At 31.5% G+C, this 17,779-nt stretch carries 20 protein-coding genes; all 20 read left to right on the top strand.

Annotation, left to right across the window (positions count from 1 at the left end):
- The first annotated feature begins 29 nt into the window (after nucleotides 1-29).
- Nucleotides 30-1,127 carry a YibE/F family protein gene (locus tag B8965_RS00295; RefSeq protein ID WP_084051871.1) on the top strand — a complete coding sequence of 366 codons (1,098 nt, stop codon included), beginning with the start codon at nucleotides 30-32 and terminating at the stop codon, nucleotides 1,125-1,127.
- A 125-nt stretch (nucleotides 1,128-1,252) separates the two neighbouring features.
- Nucleotides 1,253-1,585, top strand: coding sequence for a CGGC domain-containing protein (locus B8965_RS00290; RefSeq protein ID WP_084051870.1), 333 nt, complete (start codon nucleotides 1,253-1,255; stop codon nucleotides 1,583-1,585).
- Between the two features lie 23 nt (nucleotides 1,586-1,608).
- Nucleotides 1,609-2,865, top strand: a complete 1,257-nt coding sequence (gene uvsE, locus B8965_RS00285; protein ID WP_084051869.1) for a UV DNA damage repair endonuclease UvsE — start codon at nucleotides 1,609-1,611, stop codon at nucleotides 2,863-2,865.
- A gap of 99 nt (nucleotides 2,866-2,964) precedes the next feature.
- On the top strand, nucleotides 2,965-3,891 hold the full coding sequence (locus B8965_RS00280) for a radical SAM protein (RefSeq protein ID WP_084051868.1): 927 nt from the start codon (nucleotides 2,965-2,967) through the stop codon (nucleotides 3,889-3,891).
- Nucleotides 3,892-4,130: 239 nt separating this feature from the next.
- Nucleotides 4,131-4,973 (top strand): transporter substrate-binding domain-containing protein, encoded by an 843-nt coding sequence (locus tag B8965_RS00275; RefSeq protein ID WP_084051867.1) that lies wholly within the window; start codon nucleotides 4,131-4,133, stop codon nucleotides 4,971-4,973.
- A gap of 66 nt (nucleotides 4,974-5,039) precedes the next feature.
- Entirely contained in the window at nucleotides 5,040-5,819 is a 780-nt protein-coding gene (locus B8965_RS00270; RefSeq protein ID WP_084051866.1) for an amino acid ABC transporter permease, read from the top strand.
- A gap of 17 nt (nucleotides 5,820-5,836) precedes the next feature.
- Nucleotides 5,837-6,577, top strand: coding sequence for an amino acid ABC transporter ATP-binding protein (locus B8965_RS00265; protein ID WP_084051865.1), 741 nt, complete (start codon nucleotides 5,837-5,839; stop codon nucleotides 6,575-6,577).
- A gap of 31 nt (nucleotides 6,578-6,608) precedes the next feature.
- On the top strand, nucleotides 6,609-7,208 hold the full coding sequence (locus B8965_RS00260; RefSeq protein WP_084051864.1) for an acetate uptake transporter: 600 nt from the start codon (nucleotides 6,609-6,611) through the stop codon (nucleotides 7,206-7,208).
- A gap of 492 nt (nucleotides 7,209-7,700) precedes the next feature.
- The gene (locus tag B8965_RS00255; protein ID WP_084051863.1) at nucleotides 7,701-8,906 is read left to right on the top strand and encodes an ABC transporter substrate-binding protein; all 1,206 of its coding nucleotides are present in this window, start codon (nucleotides 7,701-7,703) and stop codon (nucleotides 8,904-8,906) included.
- Between the two features lie 87 nt (nucleotides 8,907-8,993).
- Nucleotides 8,994-9,872 carry a branched-chain amino acid ABC transporter permease gene (locus B8965_RS00250; protein WP_084051862.1) on the top strand — a complete coding sequence of 293 codons (879 nt, stop codon included), beginning with the start codon at nucleotides 8,994-8,996 and terminating at the stop codon, nucleotides 9,870-9,872.
- A 3-nt stretch (nucleotides 9,873-9,875) separates the two neighbouring features.
- The gene (locus tag B8965_RS00245) at nucleotides 9,876-10,844 is read left to right on the top strand and encodes a branched-chain amino acid ABC transporter permease (protein WP_084051861.1); all 969 of its coding nucleotides are present in this window, start codon (nucleotides 9,876-9,878) and stop codon (nucleotides 10,842-10,844) included.
- 14 nt (nucleotides 10,845-10,858) lie between these two features.
- The gene (locus tag B8965_RS00240) at nucleotides 10,859-11,641 is read left to right on the top strand and encodes an ABC transporter ATP-binding protein (RefSeq protein ID WP_084051860.1); all 783 of its coding nucleotides are present in this window, start codon (nucleotides 10,859-10,861) and stop codon (nucleotides 11,639-11,641) included.
- Nucleotides 11,634-12,338: an ABC transporter ATP-binding protein gene (locus B8965_RS00235; RefSeq protein ID WP_084051859.1), complete on the top strand. Its 705-nt coding sequence runs from the start codon at nucleotides 11,634-11,636 to the stop codon at nucleotides 12,336-12,338. The genes B8965_RS00240 and B8965_RS00235 overlap by 8 nt, the downstream gene beginning before the upstream one ends.
- Before the next feature lie 14 nt (nucleotides 12,339-12,352).
- A complete protein-coding gene (locus B8965_RS00230; protein WP_084051858.1) occupies nucleotides 12,353-13,003 on the top strand; it encodes a CBS and ACT domain-containing protein in 651 nt (216 codons plus the stop codon).
- 241 nt (nucleotides 13,004-13,244) lie between these two features.
- Nucleotides 13,245-13,751: a beta galactosidase jelly roll domain-containing protein gene (locus tag B8965_RS00225; RefSeq protein ID WP_084051857.1), complete on the top strand. Its 507-nt coding sequence runs from the start codon at nucleotides 13,245-13,247 to the stop codon at nucleotides 13,749-13,751.
- 72 nt (nucleotides 13,752-13,823) lie between these two features.
- Nucleotides 13,824-14,942, top strand: a complete 1,119-nt coding sequence (locus B8965_RS00220; RefSeq protein ID WP_143334174.1) for a diguanylate cyclase — start codon at nucleotides 13,824-13,826, stop codon at nucleotides 14,940-14,942.
- Nucleotides 14,943-15,017: 75 nt separating this feature from the next.
- Nucleotides 15,018-15,365 carry a four-helix bundle copper-binding protein gene (locus B8965_RS00215; protein ID WP_084051855.1) on the top strand — a complete coding sequence of 116 codons (348 nt, stop codon included), beginning with the start codon at nucleotides 15,018-15,020 and terminating at the stop codon, nucleotides 15,363-15,365.
- A 216-nt stretch (nucleotides 15,366-15,581) separates the two neighbouring features.
- Nucleotides 15,582-16,355 (top strand): 4Fe-4S binding protein, encoded by a 774-nt coding sequence (locus B8965_RS00210; protein ID WP_084051854.1) that lies wholly within the window; start codon nucleotides 15,582-15,584, stop codon nucleotides 16,353-16,355.
- Between the two features lie 44 nt (nucleotides 16,356-16,399).
- Nucleotides 16,400-16,879, top strand: a complete 480-nt coding sequence (locus B8965_RS00205) for a permease (RefSeq protein WP_084051853.1) — start codon at nucleotides 16,400-16,402, stop codon at nucleotides 16,877-16,879.
- Nucleotides 16,876-17,421, top strand: coding sequence for a permease (locus B8965_RS00200; protein WP_084051852.1), 546 nt, complete (start codon nucleotides 16,876-16,878; stop codon nucleotides 17,419-17,421). Before B8965_RS00205 ends, B8965_RS00200 begins: the two co-directional genes overlap by 4 nt.
- The last annotated feature ends 358 nt before the right edge of the window (nucleotides 17,422-17,779 follow it).

The raw sequence follows: 17,779 nt of genomic DNA, 5'->3' as shown, positions 1-17,779 counted from the left end.
TAAAATATCTTTAAATAAAGGAGAATAAAATGAAAAAAAATATAATTTTAACAGTTTTAATATTAATACTTTTATGTAGTAACATTGCCTTTGCTGATACTGTAGTGGACGAACCTATTATTTCCTTTGAAAAAGGGAGAGTACTTAATGTAGAAGATAAACATATGGAAGGAGATTATTCTTATGATTATCAACAAGTAAAATTAAAAATTCTCACTGGTAAATATGAAGGTGAGATAGTTAATATTGAAAATGCTTTAACTGATAATTCTCTTTATAATATTGTTGTTAAAGAAAAGGATAAAGTGCTTTTAGCTATTGAGGAATTTGAGGAAAGCAAAAATGTACATATAACTGATTATGCTAGAGATTCAGTAGTAAAATTGTTAGTTATTGCATTTTTACTTTTATTAATCTTTGTAGGAAGAGGTAAAGGATTTAAATCTGTAATTACAATTTCTCTTACTGTTTTATTAATATTTGGAATGTTTTTACCCTTAGTTTTAAAAGGATTTAATCCCCTGTTTCTGACTATTATCATCTCTACTATTATTACATTAATAACAATTATACTTGTCTCAGGATTAAACAAAAAAAGTTATGCTGCTATTATTGGTACAATTTCAGGAGTTGTTATTGCAGGGATAATTTCCATTATAATAGCAAAGTTAGTAAAACTTACAGGTATGTCTATGGAAGAGGCTGGTATGCTCATGAATATTCCTCAGGAAATAACATTTGATTTTAGAAACTTGCTTTTTGCTGGTATTATCTTAGGTGCTTTAGGTGCAGTAATGGATGTGGCAATGAGTATTGCGTCATCTATCCAAGAAATTCATAATGCTAATAATAACCTTTCTAGGTCAGAACTATTTAAATCTGGTATGGAGGTTGGGCGAGACATTATGGGAACAATGTCTAATACTTTAATTTTAGCTTATACAGGTAGTTTTATTCCACTATTATTATTATTTTTAGCTTATGAAACTCCTTTTATTAGACTGATAAATATGGACATAGTAGCTACTGAAATTGTGAGGTCAATAGCAGGTAGTATTGGTTTAATCTTAACTATACCTATTACAGCTTTTTTTGCAGTTACTTTTCTTAAAAAAGAAAAACAGTAGAATTTTAGTTTTTAACAAAGTAGTAGCACGCCATTATTGACATATGCTAGTAATAGCGTAAAATAAAATGTAAGAAGTGATTTTAATTAAATAACAAAAATTAATAACATTAAGGGGTGTATGAAGTGAAGGTAGGATTAATAAGATGTATGCAAACAGAAGATCATTGCCCAGCAACTACATGTATTAAGGTTATGAACACCAAAACACTTGCTTTTGAAGGTGTGGAAGAGGATATTGAATTAATTGGAATAAACAGCTGTGGTGGGTGTCCAGGAAAAAAAGCAGTATCTAGAGCTGCTGAAATGGTTAAAAGAGGAGCAGATACGATTGCTTTTGGTTCATGTATTACAAAAGGCAATCCGTTTGATTTCCCTTGCCCTCATGCTGAAAAAATTAAAGAAGCCATTAGAAAAAAGGTAGGAGAATCAATTAGATTTATTGATTACACTCACTAAGTAAAATAAGAAGGGTGATTAGGATGAGTATTGGTTATGCTTGCTTAACAATGGGAGTTTTAAATACGGATCAAAAAAATTGTTTACTTAAAAATGCAACCACTGATAAATTGTCAGAATTAATTAAACATAATTTAACTTCATTAGAAAACATTATTGAGTACAATATTAAAAATAAGATTAAGTTATTTAGAATTAGTTCTGATATAATCCCATTTGGTTCAAGTATGGCTAATACCCTTTCTTGGTGGGAAGAATTTGCCCCTCATTTTAAAAGAATAGGTGAAAAAATTAAAAGTAATGGTATTAGGGTTTCGATGCATCCTGGTCAGTATACGGTATTAAACTCGCCTAGTGAAGAGGTAGTAGAAAGAGCAATAGCTGATTTAAATTACCATGCACGGGTGCTAGATAGTCTTGATATGGATGCTAGTAGTAAAATTATTCTCCATATAGGTGGCGTCTATAATGATAAAAAACTTGCTACTGAACGATTTATCTCAAATTATCGTCTCTTAGAGGATAATGTAAAACAACGCTTGGTAATTGAAAATGATGATAAATCATATACAATAGAAGAGGTATTAAATATTGGAAATAAACTTAAGATTCCGGTTATTTATGATAATTTGCATAATGCAATTAACTCACCGGAACTTATAGAAACCGATAGTTACTGGATAAGGGAATGTAATAAAACATGGCAGGAAAAAGACGGAAAACAAAAAATTCATTATTCGCAGCAAGATCCTTTAAAAAAAGCAGGATCACACTCTAAAACTATTAGGATTATTGAATTTTTGCAATTTTATACAAACTTAGAAGATAAAGATATCGATATAATGTTAGAAGTGAAGGATAAAAATTTATCAGCTATTAAGTGTATTAATAGTATTTCATCTAGTAAGAAAATTAAGAGATTGGAAGAAGAGTGGAGTAGATATAAATATACTGTTTTAGAATATGCACCTGTAAATTATACCGAAATTAGACATTTACTGAAAAATAAATCCGATTATCCTGTAGTAGCCTTTTATAATCTTATCGAAGGTGCTTTAGAAAAGGAGCCTATACCAGGAGATTTGCTTAATTCAGCTCTTCATGTATGGGGATATTTTAAAAAAATTGTGACAAAACAAGAAAAGGATTCCTTTTTGAAAAATATAGAAAAATATAAACAGGGTAAGGTAAAAATCAAAACAATTAAAAACTTTTTATGGAAACTAACTCTTAAGTATGAGCAAGACTATCTTTTGAATTCATTTTATTTTTTTCTGTAAAATGCAAATAAAATAAGATTATAAGTTTATCCTGTTTTTTGTGTTTTAAAGTAAAAGGCTAAGATCTATAACTCAAAAGGAGATAAGGAGGGTGTCTTAATGAAAGAAATGAAATATATCTTTGGATCTGTGCCTTCTAGAAGAATGGGTCTGTCTCTAGGGGTTAGCCCTATTCCTAAGAAAACTTGTAATTATGCGTGTACCTATTGTCAACTTGGAAAAACATATAACTTAGCTAATACAAGGCAAATGTTTTATCCTGTGCAAGACATAATCGCAGAATTCGAAGAGACAATAGCAAATAGTCCCAATTTTGATGTAGTTACCATTGTCGGGGAAGGAGAGCCTACGCTATATTTAGGTCTGGGTGATCTTATCTCTGAAATCAAAAAACGAACCGATAAACCAGTAGCGGTAATTACAAATGCTGCATTACTATATGATGAAAATGTACAATTAGAATTAAGTAAGGCTGATATAGTTTTACCTTCAATGGATGCTTATGACAATACTACATATCGAAAAATCAATAGACCTTATGGTAAACTAAATTATGATGAAGTATATAAGGGATTAGTGACATTTTCAGAAAAATACGAAGGTCAGCTTTGGCTAGAGATTATGCTCATTGATGAAGTTAATGATGATGAAGAGGCTCTAAATAACTATGCTAAATTACTAAATAACATTAAATATGATAGACTTTATTTAAATACTCCTGTGAGGCCTCCAGCTGAATCCTATGTTAAAGAAATTAATTCTGAAAAAATGTTATATGCAGTAGAAAAACTGGGTGGAATATCAATAGATCTACTTAAATCACTAGGGTTTCAAAGTGAAATTAAGGATGACCTGAAAGCAATATTAAGTATAATTAAGCGTCATCCTATGAATCAATTTGAAATTGAAGAGTTTTTGAAATCACGTGAATGCACCAATATTGATGAAATTATTAGTGATTTGAAAAAAGATGAGCAAGTAGACGTAATAGACTATAAAGGGTATATAACTTATAGACTAAAATGATTGTAAACAAAAATCCTTCTAGCTTAAGGTTAGAAGGATTTTTTTACCTGGGTAAAATTTACAACGAAATAAGTCAGAATATATCAGATTATACTTGAAATCATATAGAAATAATGATAAATTAATCGTTAGAGTAAAGAATCTTTAGGAAATTTTAAATAGGTAAATTTCTTAAGAGAATGGTCTTATAAGGTTCGAAATGGTATATTAAATTATTAATATTAGGAGGAGAGAATTGAATGAAAAGAAAATTATTATTACTAGTAGCTATATCTTTAACATTTGTGATGTTACTAGCAGGATGTGGTTCTAACAATGATGCAGAACAAACTACTACTGAAGGGGAAACTGATACCTTAAAAGTTGGTCTTGAATGTGGATATGCCCCTTTTAACTGGACACAAATGAATGACTCAAATGATGGTGTTAAAATTGATGGCAATGCTGAATATGCAGGTGGATATGATGTAGAAATTGCTAAAAAGCTTGCTAAAGGTTTAAATAAAGAATTAGTTATTGTGAAAACTGAATGGGATGGTTTAGTGCCAGCATTAACATCAGGTAAAATTGATGTAATTATTGCAGGTATGTCACCAACAGCTGAACGTAAAGAGACAATTGACTTTTCCGATAATTACTATAAATCAGATTTAGTCATGGTTGTTAAAAAAGGCGGAGAATTTGAAAAAGCAACTTCTATCCAAGACTTTAAAGGAGCAAAGGTAACAGCTCAATTAAATACTTTTCATTATTCTGTAATTGACCAAATTAAGGATGTGAAAAAGGGGACGGCAATGGATAACTTCCCAGCAATGAGAGTTGCTCTTGAATCAGGTGTTATTGATGGTTATGTATCAGAACGTCCTGAAGGAGTTAGTGCAACTAATGCAAATGAAAAATATGCAATGGTAGAATTTAAGGATGGATTTACTACATCTGATGATGATACAGCAATCGCAGTAGGAGTAAAAAAGGGTAGTGAATTAACAGAAAAAATTAATAAGATTTTAGCAGAAATTTCACAAGAAGAACGTACACAAATTATGGATACTGCTATAAAGAATCAACCAGCAGCTCAATAATGATTATTTGAAACCGAGTGCGTCATATGCAGTCGGTTTCATAATGCTTATGATGGAGGTAAAAATATGTCCTTAGAATGGATACTTAGAATTATTTCAGAAAATGGACCAATGTTCATTCGCGGAGCTGGTGTGACTCTCTTAATTTCCATAGTTGGTACAATTTTGGGATCCATCATTGGTCTTTTAATAGGGGTTATACGTACTATCCCTATGCCTGAACAAGGAATAAAAAGAATAACGTTTAAAATAGTTAATGGTCTTTTATCTTTTTATATAGAATTTTTCCGTGGAACTCCTATGATTGTACAAGCCATGGTAATTTATTATGGTTCAGCATTAGCTTTTGGAATAGATGTAGATAGATTAGTAGCAGCTATTTTTATTGTTTCTATTAATACAGGAGCATATATGTCTGAGATTGTGCGTGGCGGTATAGTTTCTGTGGACAAAGGACAGTTTGAAGCTGCTCATGCTATTGGTATGAATCATCTACAAACTATGTTTAATGTAGTTTTACCACAAGTAATTCGTAACATTTTGCCAGCAACTGGAAATGAGTTTGTAATTAACATAAAAGATACTTCTGTGCTTAATGTAATTTCGGTAACTGAGTTATTTTTCCAAACAAAATCAATTGCGGGTAATAACTTTAGATATTTTGAATCGTTTTTTGTGGCGTGTATCCTTTATTTTGTAATGACTTTTACAGTAACAAGAATTTTACGTTTTATAGAGAAAAAATTAGATGGTCCTGATAATTACATTATGAGCGGAAATCAAATGCAAGTACAAAGACCTGAAGATAAGGTGCGTAAGAATCAAGGAAATAAAAACAAATATTAAACGAAGGAGGAGAAAATTTGGAAAAGATAATTGATATTCAACATCTAAGCAAATCCTTTGGATCTCATGAAGTATTAAAAGATATTAATTTTTCAGTAAAAAAAGGTGAAGTAGTGTGCATCATTGGATCATCTGGATCTGGCAAATCTACCCTTCTTCGGTGTGTAAACCTTTTAGAAAAGCCAAGTGGTGGTCAAATCATCTATCAGGGAGAAAATATATTAGATGATAAACATGATATTTATGCTTATCGGACAAAACTTGGGATGGTGTTTCAACAGTTTAATTTATTTAATAATCATAATGCTTTAAGTAATTGTGTTGTAGGTCAAATGAAAGTATTGAAACGTTCTAAAGAAGAAGCCGAAGAGGTAGCAATGAAATACCTTAAAGTGGTGGGAATGGAGCAATATATTAATGCTAAACCTAGACAATTATCAGGTGGTCAAAAGCAACGTGTAGCAATTGCTAGAGCCCTTTCTATGGATCCTGATGTAATGCTATTTGATGAGCCAACATCAGCTCTTGATCCTGAAATGGTAGGAGAAGTTCTAAAGGTAATGAAGGAACTGGCTGAAATTGGTCTTACGATGTTAATTGTAACTCATGAAATGGGCTTTGCAAAAGATGTAGCTGATCGGGTTGTGTTTATGGACAAGGGTGTTATAGCAGAAGAAGGTAAACCAGAACAAATATTTAATAACCCAAAAGAAGTGCGAACTAGAGAATTTTTAAAGCGCACTTTGACTCAAGGTTAAAAATATAAAATATCATAATGGAGGTAAGTTAATGAAGAAAGATGATAAGGGTATGATAATTGCCAGTTTAAAGGATCAAACGGCAAATCCAGCCCCACTAGGATTATTGGCTTTTGGTATGACCACAGTTTTACTTAATGTTCATAATGCGGGATTTTTTCCTCTTAGTGCGATGATTTTAGCAATGGGTATATTTTATGGTGGGTTTGCCCAAATAATTGCTGGTATTATGGAATGGAAGAAGAATAACACATTTGCAACAACAGCTTTTATTTCTTATGGATTCTTTTGGCTTACATTAGTTGGTCTTCTGGTAATGCCACGACTAGGTTGGGCAGAAGCAGCAGATGACCTTGCAATGGCAACATATCTTTTTATGTGGGGATTATTTACCTTTGTTATGTTTATCGGAACCCTTAAAATTACTAAAGCGTTACAAGTAGTTTTTGGAACGTTAACAATTTTGTTTTTTCTTCTTGCTTTAGGAGATTTTACAGGTAATGAAACAATTAAAATGATTGCAGGTTATGAAGGAATAGTTTGTGGATTTTCAGCTATTTATACGGCTCTAGCTCAGGTGATAAATGAAGTATATGGTAAAACAGTTTTGCCGATTGGACCTGTAAAATAAAAAAATAAGAATATTAAAAAGCAGACCTAAAGTTATGCTCTTCAATTAGAAGGTAGAGCAGTTCAAAAGGGTCTGTTTTTTTGTGTCATAAATTCTAAATTATCTTGATTGCTAACAAATGTTTTTTCGATAACTAAGATTAAAAACACAAAGTAGATATTAAATTAACGAACTCAGTGAAAACATAAAATAGGTCTTACACTAACCAAAATAGTTAAACAGTAACTATGTCAATTTAAATGTAATATATAACAGAATGAATATATAAGTCAAATATTAATATACAAGGTGTACTAGTATAGAATAATTATAAAACAAAGTCGGAAAAACACGCATTAAAGGATAAAAATGAGTAGAATAGCGAAGATTAGATGCTTTAAATAAATTTATATTCAGAATATATTTTCAACTATTGTTGAAATTAAAAAACTAATATATAATAGTGATAGTTAATTAATACACTATTAAAATTTCACAGAGGAGGATTTATCTATGTTCAAGAACAAACTATTTAGCATTATGTTAGTTTTAGTACTTCTTGCTGGTGCTTTAGTAGGTTGCAGTAATGAAAAACCTGCAGCTGAAAAAGATGGAGAAGGCGACAAAACAGTTAAAATTGGTATTAACTATGAATTATCTGGTGGAGTAGCTTCATATGGTCAAAGTTCTGTTGATGGAATTAAAATGGCTTTTGATGAAATCAATGCTGCTGGCGGGATTGACGGAAAAATGATCGAGCCTATTGAGTATGACAATAAATCAGAACCAGCTGAAGCAACTTCTACTGCAACTAAACTTATGACTAATGATAAAGTAGTTGCAGTTTTAGGACCTGCTACATCTGGTAACTTTAAAGCTCAAGAACCTGTAGCAATGAAAAATAAAATTCCAATGGTTTCTGCTTCTGCTACAGCAGATGATGTAACAGTTAAGCTTGATAAAAATGGTAAAATTGTACCAGGCAGTGCTAAGGAATATGTTTTTAGACTTTGCTTTAGTGATTCTTTCCAAGGAACTGCAATGGCAAACTTTGCTGCTCGTAACTTAGAGGCGAAGACGGCTGTAATCATTAAAGACAACTCTAGTGACTATGCTAAAGGACTTGCAGAAAACTTTAGAGCAACTTTTACTGATGGTGGTGGAACTATTGTAGCGGAAGAAGGTTACATAGCAAAAGAAAAAGACTTTAATGCAATTCTAACTAGTGTTAAAAATCAAGAATATGATGTTATCTTTTTACCAGGATATTATGAAGAAGCTGGTCTTTTAATTAAACAAGCACGTAATTTAGGAATTACAGCACCTATTTTAGGAGCTGATGGATTAGATTCACCAAAATTATTAGAACTTGCTGGTGCTGAAGCTTTAAATAGTGTTTATTTTTCTAATCACTATTCATCTTTAGACCAAGACCCAGTCGTTGTGGATTTCATCAAAAACTTTAAAGATAAATATAAAAAAGATCCAGATGCATTCAATGCATTAGGATATGACCTTGGTAAGTTCATTGCTGATGCAGTAAAACGTGCTGGATCAAATGATCCAGAAGCAATCAAAGATGCACTTGCTGCTACTAAAGATTTTACAGGTGTAACTGGATCATTTAGCATGGACGAAAACCATAACCCTGTTAAAGCAATAGTTGTAATTGAACTTAAAGATGGAGTTCAAGCTTCTAGTGTGAAAGTTGGACCTTAAGTTATCATTTAACAAGTTAAATAAACAAGTTAGGGCTTAGGCTCTAACTTGTTTGTTTAATATAAGTCATCAGGAGGTGTTTTACAATTGGACCAATTTTTGCAACAGTTAATAAATGGTGTCTCTTTAGGTAGTATATATGCACTAATTGCTCTTGGTTATACAATGGTTTATGGTATTATTAATTTAATTAACTTTGCACATGGAGATATTTATATGATAGGAGCTTATGTAGGATTTGCTGCTATTACATATGGAAATGTGGGTTTTTTTCCTGCTTTAGTACTAGCAATGGTTGTTTGTTCTGTTCTTGGTGTTGCAATTGAAAGAATAGCATATAAACCTCTTCGTAATGCAACAAGAATTGCTGCTTTAATTACAGCTATAGGTGTATCTTTATTTTTAGAATACAGTACTATGTTTGTGGCTGGTCCTACGGTACGTTCTTATCCTAATGTACTTACGGATAAAACCTTTCACTTAGGTGAAGTAATAATTAATATGCAACAAATTTATATTATATTGATAACAATCGTTTTAATGCTTTTACTACAATTTATTGTGCATAAAACAAAAGTCGGAAAGGCTATGAGAGCTGTTTCTATTGACGCTGATGCTGCCCAACTCATGGGAATTAAAGTTGATAGAACTATATCATATACATTTGCTATAGGTTCTGCCTTAGCAGGGGCAGCAGGTGTGTTAGTTGGTATTTATTATAATTCAATCGATCCTTTAATGGGAATTATGCCGGGGCTTAAGGCCTTTGTTGCCGCAGTATTTGGTGGTATAGGGATTATTCCAGGTGCTATGCTAGGAGGATATTTTATTGGAGTGGCTGAAACTTTAGTTTCTGGGTATGGAAATTCTATGTTAAAAGATGCAGTTGTATTTTCAATATTAATATTAGTTTTAATTATCAAGCCTGCGGGTCTATTAGGAAAAAATACGAAAGAAAAGGTGTAGATTATGAAGCATATATTAAAAAATATGACAAAACCAGTCTTGCTTCTTGCCACCTTTGCAATTGTGCAAGTACTGATTTCATTAAATATTATTAATGATTATTTACAAGTTACTTTGGCTCTTATTTGTATTAATATTATTATGGCAGTTAGCCTTAATTTAGTGGTAGGCTTTACTGGACAATTATCACTTGGTCATGCAGGTTTTATGGCTATCGGAGCTTATACCTGCGCTATTATTTCTTTAGAATTTGATTCCATTGTTGGTTTTTTAATTGGTTTATTTGCAGGTGCTATTTTAGCGTCTTTTGTAGGTTTTTTAGTTGGAATACCGACCCTTAGATTAAAGGGAGACTATTTAGCTATTGCAACCTTAGGGTTAGCTGAAATTATCCGTATTGTTTTTTTAAACTTAGAGATTACTAATGGTGCTGCAGGGCTTAGTGGGATACCACAATACACAAATTGGGTATGGATGTTTATTTTTACAGCGGGAACCATTTTAATCATAAGCAATTTTATTAATTCTTCTCATGGACGTGCGTGTATTTCAATCAGAGAAGATGAGATTGCATCTGAATCTATGGGTATTAATACAACTAAATATAAAATTATAGCCTTTGCAATGGGCGCATTTTTTGCTGGTATTGCAGGGGGACTATATGCTTCTTATTTTTATTTCTTAAAACCTGATCTTTTTGGATTTTTAAAATCAATCGATTTTCTAGTAATCGTAGTTTTAGGGGGATTAGGGAGTCTTTCAGGTTCTATTATTGCAGCTATTTTACTAGCAGCTCTTACTACCTATTTACAGGCATTTCCAGCAATTAGAATGATAATCTATTCATTATTATTAATTATTATTATGCTTTATAGACCACAAGGAATAATGGGGTCAAAAGAATTATCTCTTGAGATATTTGGTAAATGGGGTAAAATGTTTAATAAAAATAAGTCTTCTAAGGTAGAATAAGAGGAGGTGGGAAAATGTCACTAATGCAAGTAGAAAAATTAACGAAATCTTTTGGTGGTCTAACTGCTGTTTCAAATGTAAATATGGATTTACAAAAGGGAGAACTAGTAGGACTAATTGGACCAAATGGAGCAGGTAAAACAACACTTTTTAATTTATTAACTGGTGTATATGTTCCAACCTCTGGAAGTATTACGTTAAACATAGATGGTAAAAAACAAAGTATCGCAGGGCGTAAGCCTTATGATATTACTAAACTTGGGGTAGCACGTACCTTTCAAAATATACGTCTTTTTAAAGATTTAACTGTTTTAGATAATGTGAGAATAGCTATGCACCAAAATGTAAAATATGGCCTGGGAGCATCTTTTATTCATACTCCCGCTTATTATAGAGAAGAAAAAGAACTTTTAAAAATGGCTAATGAATTATTGGAAATATTTAAACTTGATAACAAAAAAAATGATTTATCAAAAAACTTATCTTATGGAGAACAAAGACATTTGGAAATTGCAAGAGCACTTGCCACTAAGCCTTCGTTATTATTATTAGATGAACCGGCTGCAGGAATGAATCCAGCTGAAACGGCAGCTCTAACAGAAAGCATTAAATGGCTACGCGAAGAATTTAATTTAACTATCTTACTTATTGAACATGATATGTCTTTAGTTATGAAAATTTGTGAGAGAATAAATGTTTTAGATTATGGGATGTTGATTGCCTCTGGGGTACCTGAAGAGATTAAATCAAACAAACGAGTAATTGAAGCTTATCTGGGAGGCGAAGTGAATGCTTGAGCTTAAAAACGTAAATGTGCACTACGGGGTCATTCACGCTCTAAAAGATATTTCCTTAACAGTTAATGATGGTGAAATAGTTACCTTGATCGGAGCAAATGGTGCAGGTAAGACATCAACACTTGGAACTATATCTGGACTTGTTAAGCCTTCAGGTGGTACAGTATCTTTAGATGGCAAAGAATTAAATAAAATTATAGCACCAGATAGAGTTAGTTTAGGTGTTTCTCATGTTCCTGAAGGACGACGCGTTTTTTCACGTATGTCTGTTCTAGAAAATTTAGAACTAGGGGCTTACTTAAGACGTGATAAGGCAGAAATACGTAAGGATATGAACAATGTTTATGAGCTTTTTCCCATTTTGGGAAAGAGAAACAAACAGATGGCTGGAACATTATCAGGAGGAGAGCAACAGATGCTCGCTATGGGACGTGCTCTTATGTCTAAGCCAAAGATTTTACTTTTAGATGAACCATCTATGGGACTTGCACCTTTACTCATTATGGAGATATTTAAAATTATTAAGAATATAAATGAAATAGGAACGACTATACTACTAATAGAACAAAATGCTAATATGGCTCTATCTATAGCTGACAGAGCTTATGTTATAGAAACAGGTAGAATTGTTCTTAGTGGTACTTCAAAGGAATTATTAGCAAGTGAAGATGTGACGAAAGCTTATTTAGGAGGTTAGAAAGGAGGATTATTATGTTTGTAAAAAGTAGAATGACTGCAAATCCATATACAATTTCCCCTAAGGACATTATTACGGATGCTTTTGAAATAATGTCTAAGCATAAAATTAGGAGGCTACCAGTACTTGAGGGTGGAAAGTTAGTGGGAATTGTTACAGAGAAGGAATTACAAAAGGTAACCCCGTCTAATGCAACTACACTAAGTATTTATGAAGTTAATTATTTGTTAGCTAAAGCAACTGTTAAAGATGCCATGAGTAAAAACCCTATTGCTATTTCAGAAGATGCACTCTTAGAAGAAGCTGCAATTTTAATGAGGGATAATCGAATCGGTGCCTTACCTGTAATGAGAGGCGATAAGCTTGTCGGGATTATAACTGAAACAGATATTTTTGATGCTTTTATTGACTTATTAGGCTTTAGAGATGCCGGTACAAGAATAACTGTCGAAGCTAAGGATGTGCCTGGATCACTTTCAGAAATGTCTAGCATATTAAAATCTTTTGGCGTAAATGTATCCCATATTGCAGTTTATAAAGGTAGTGGTAGTACAAGTGATGTTATAATTAGAATAAATAGCTCCAATACTACTGAAATTGAACAGGCTCTGATGGAACGTGGTTACAAGGTTATTCATGTGCTTAAAAGCTATGATAATAATTAGCAAAAGTTAAATAAATTTAATAAAATAAAATATTATGTTATGTATATGTTATACCAATAGTAAAAGGGGCTACCTCAAAATGAATTAATATTCATTTTGAGGTAGCCCCTTTTTTAAGAAAATTTTTAGATTAAGAACTAATGGTAAACATAGGAATATACTAAATAGCAAGCATCTGTAGTGTTTTTCTAATTAATAGTAAAATTATTTATTTAATAAGGTATTATTTGGGGGAAAAGATATGAAAGATAAAGGATGGATACTATCACTTCTTTTTATTTTCTTATTATCTATTTTGATTATTATAAATATATCTATCAAGTCTGATGATACTCCAAATAAAATAACGTTGAATGGTAATTGGCTATATTCTGTAAATGATTCCCCAGATTTTATGATTACAGATTATGAAGATAGCACCTGGAAAGAGGCACCTTTTATATATACCGATGTAATTGTAAAAAAAGAACAAGAAAAGGTAAATAAAGTGATATGGTTTCGAAAGAAGATCTTTATTCCTAAGGAATTAAAGGAAGAAGATTTAATGCTTTATGTTCAGAGGATGGCAAATTACCATAGTGTATATTTTAATGGTAATTTGATTGGTAAAACTATTGCTGACACTCATAACCTTTTTAGTAATTGGAATAAAAAAATTGGGTACTTTATTCCAAAGAAATTAATTGTATATGGTCAAGAAAATATCATCGCAATACGAACCCATAGTACGTATGAATATGGTCCCTAAGAGCCGTTAAGCATTGAGAATGCTAAAGACGTACAGAAAAAAATTGCATTGTATGATATTAGCTATATTAATATGTATCTTAGTAATATGATCATTTTACTTGCTGTATCAGCTTATTTCGGTTTTCTTTATCTAAAAATGAAGAAGCTAAAAAAGTATTTATATTTTTCCTTATTATGTTTCGTTACAGCTATATATTATGGAAATTATTTTATTACTATTCTTCCAATTTCCTACTTGCTTTTTCAAAAAATAATATTCTCCAGTATGTTTTTTATACCCATTTTTTTCACGCTATTTATGAGAGAATTTTCAGAACTATCAGTGCTTAGGCCACAAAAAATAAATATGGTAATTAGAGTTGTAGTCATAATAGCTGGCATTATTTTTTTTAAAGATTTAGTATCTTACTATATTTTTCGAAGGTTTTATTTTATAATTTTTGCAGCTGATTTTTTTTATATAATTGGTTTAGTTATTTATGACTATTTTCAAGAAAATATTTATATTAAAAAAATGACTCCGTGGATCATTATTGTTTTGGTCATGTGTAGTCATGATATCTATTTTCAAATAATAGGCCAATATTCTCCGTTAGGACTTCAATTAAATGTTTATGCGCTCATATTTTTTCTAGGCATAATTGCGCTAGATTTGGCCTTTGAACATATTAACCTATATACAAAAGCAAGCAGAGACGGACTTACGGGACTCTTCACACAAAGTTTTTTTAAAAATGAGTTAATCGAGATAGTTAAAAATAAGAATAAAATAAAAGGGTCAATTTCTTTAATTATGTTAGATATAGATCACTTTAAAAAGTTTAATGATATCTATGGACATTTAATGGGCGACAAAGTGTTAGAAGCTGTTTCAAAGATTCTAACGGAAAATTCCCCTAGAGATGCTTTAGTAACTAGGTATGGAGGAGAAGAATTTGCAATTTTACTGAAAAATTATGATAAGAAAAGTGCGTTAGAAATAGCTGAAAGGCTAAGAGTGGATATTGAAGATTATAGAAATAAAGAAAATAATAGTATAAGAATAACAATTAGCTTAGGCATTACAACCTGGCATGCTAGTAAAGAAATCGACCACTCCGAAACTTTAATTCAAGAGGCAGATGAGGCTTTATATTATTCAAAACATCATGGAAGAAATAAGGTCACGCATTTTGAAGAAACCAAATAATTATAATGTATAAGAACCCCTTTGATTGAGAAATATAAACTAGTAATAGATATTTTTAGGAAAAGGGGTTTTAAAGTGGGTATCGTAACAAATAAAACTGATAAGTATCAAGCATGTATAGATTCATGTGCAAAATGTAGTAGAGCATGTTATGAGTGTTTTGAGGCATGTTTAAATGAGCCAGATTTAAAGGAAAGAAAAAATTGTGTAAGCACCCTAGTGGAATGTGCACAGATGTGTCAAATGTCAGTAGGTATGATGTCTATGAGTGGTCAATTTTCTAAACAACATTGTCAGGTTTGTGCAGAAATTTGTGATAAATGTGCACAGGAATGTGCGATGTTTAAAGATGATCATTGCCAAAAATGTGCTGATATTTGCCGTCAATGTGCAGATGAATGTAGAAAAATGGCATCCATGTAATCAGCTGTAACAAAGATATTAAAAATTAAAGGTTTTACCTAGAAAGCCTATTAAGGATTCAATCCTTAATAGGCTTTCTAATGTTTAAGATAAAATATACTATAAATAAAGAAGAGAAGTTATGTTTAAATTACTCTTTACAAACATAGAGATATTAAATATAATTCAATAGTACCCCTCGGGGGTATAAATAACATGTTTTGTCAGGAGGTTTTTATGAATAAATTAAACAATTATTATATAAAGACAAATCGTACCTTTTCACCTATCAGAAAACATGGATGGTTATTTACTATCCTCGTAGCTATAGGTGGACTATGGGTACCAAAATTAGGTTTACTTGTTTTAGCAATTATGGCTAGTTTAATGATAAGTGGTTTTTTTACCGGCAGATATTGGTGTGGTAATTTTTGTCCTCATGGTAGTTTATTTGATAAGATATTACTTCCATATAGTAAAAATAGAAATATTCCAAAGTTTTTGAAATCACGAACTTTTATTGTCTTATTTTTTATCTTTTTTATGTATAACTTTACAAGAAGAATTTTAAATGCTTTTGATGCCTGGGGAACATATACTTTTCCAGATAAATTAGGATTTGTACTAGTTGCTACTTATTTAGTTGTATTAGTAGTTGGTGGAACATTAGCTCTTTTTACTACACCAAGAACTTGGTGTCAATTCTGTCCTATGGGTTCCATTCAAAAAGCAACTCACGCCCTTGGAAGAGTGTCAGGTGTAAGTAAAAAAACTGAGAAAAAACTGACTATATCTAATAAAGATGCATGTCTTAATTGTGGTAAATGTGCAAAAGTTTGTCCATTTCAGTTAAAACCATATTTAAACTTCACGGAGAATAACCAATTCAATAATCTAAACTGCATTAAATGCTCTACTTGCATAGAAAATTGTCCTAAAGATCTTTTATCCTTAAAAACTGAAAAAGGAGTATTAAAGGTTAAAGAGGACTCAGCAAAGGTAATGAATTAAGAGATTAAAAAAAGAATATAGTTATGTAGCTGGGGAGGGAAAAAATGTTTACAAAAATATTATATATATTAGCGATAGGCATGGTTATTTTATCTTTTAGTAAAGATAAAAAGAAAACAAAAATGGGATTAAAAAAAGCGTGGAAAACATTTGAAAATATACTTCCGCAATTTTTAGCTATTTTATTAATTATTGGTTTAATGCTCTCGATATTAGATCAAGACACAATTTCTAAGCTTTTAGGAAAAGAATCAGGTTGGCTTGGAATGATTATAGCAGGCGGTTTGGGTTCTATTACACTTATACCTGGTTTTGTCGCCTTTCCTTTAGTAGATGCTTTATTAAAAAATGGAGCAGGATACATGCAGATAACAATGTTTGTTTCAACTTTGATGATGGTTGGAATAGTAACTATTCCTGTAGAAATACAGTATTTTGGTAAAAAAACAGCATTAGCTAGAAATATTATGGGTTTAGGATTTTCCTTTATTGTAGCAATTGTGATGGGGGCGATATTAGGATGAACAAATTATTAAGAAGATATTTATTTTTTATAATTTTACTCTTAATACAAATAACCTTTTTAGTAATAGAACCTACTATTGGGCAAAAATCCTTATCTATAACATGGAAAAATACACTAGAGATGCTTTCTGTTGTTCCTCCCATTTTTATTCTTTTAGGACTAATGGATGTATGGGTAGAAAAGGAAACTATGATAAAGTTGATGGGTGATAATTCAGGTTTTAGAGGAATTATTATTGCTTTTTTTCTAGGTTCTATGGCAGCAGGACCTTTGTATGCTGCTTTTCCAGTAGCTGGTATATTGCTCAAAAAGGGAAGTAAGCTTTCAAATGTATTGATTTTCATTGGAGCATGGTCAACCACAAAAATTCCCCTACTACTTTTTGAAGCATCCTCACTAGGGTGGAATTTTATGCTTATAAGGTTTTTGCTTAACATACCGGGGATTGCAATTATCGCATATTTATCAGAAAGAATCCTAAGTGAAAAAGAGAAAAAGGATGTTTATGAGAGAAATAGTATCGCAACCCAAGGTGTTTAATAAAATAACCTAGCAAACTATGTAAAAACTTGAATTAATATTGCTTTTATATTTTTAAAATGATACAATTTACAAAATATAAATTAAATAAACATTAAACAAACCTAGGATAGAGAAATAAAACTGTGATATGAACTTACAGCGAGTCAATGATGGTGGGAGTTTGACAGATAACAGCACAGATAAATGGGCTCTAGAGGGTGCGGTGAAAAACCTTAATTATTTAAGATTTAGTAGCTAGCAACGCAGGCATCAGCGTTAACGATGAGCAATGTAATATTGCACCAGAGAGGGTTTTTATAACCAATCAAGGTGGTACCACAGGCTATAAAGCTTGTCCTTGGCATATATGCTGAGG

This window comes from Desulfonispora thiosulfatigenes DSM 11270 (assembly GCF_900176035.1).
GTDB classification, from domain to species: domain Bacteria; phylum Bacillota; class Peptococcia; order Peptococcales; family Desulfonisporaceae; genus Desulfonispora; species Desulfonispora thiosulfatigenes.
The sequence above is the reverse complement of the archived record's forward strand: the minus strand, read 5'-3'. Positions and strand labels throughout refer to the sequence as shown.